The sequence below is a fragment of the Kitasatospora sp. NPDC059817 genome, assembly GCF_042731835.1.
Lineage (GTDB): Bacteria > Actinomycetota > Actinomycetes > Streptomycetales > Streptomycetaceae > Kitasatospora.
The window spans coordinates 28,628-29,017 of the sequence record NZ_JBHWIR010000095.1; positions in this window are offsets into that span (position 1 = coordinate 28,628).

Here is a 390-nt window from a genome sequence, read left to right on the forward strand (position 1 = left end):
TTTTTTCGTTGAATATTATTTCCTCTCTACGCCACCCGCCGCGCGCGCCCGGCCCCCCGGCGCCCGCCGCCCCCCGCCGGCATGTGGTGTCACGGCTGCCCGCCGAGCCCCAACTTCCGCACCCCGAAGGGGGAACCCCAGGTGTTCCACAGAGCCCATCCTTCGGGCCTGTCCTCGACCCCGAGGCACGAGCACACCTCCTCGTAGCTCTCGGGCAGCAACGGAGGTCTCGGAAACCGGGTGCGACAGCACGGCCCCGCCTGGCTTCACCGAGGCGGCGGCGTGAGCGGTGCCGCCGCCGGACGTGGCGAGGGGCGGGGGGTGGGGGCGGCCGTGGGTCCGCGCCGGAACCGCCCGGGGGGGGGGGGGCGGGGGTGCCCGCGGGGGCGC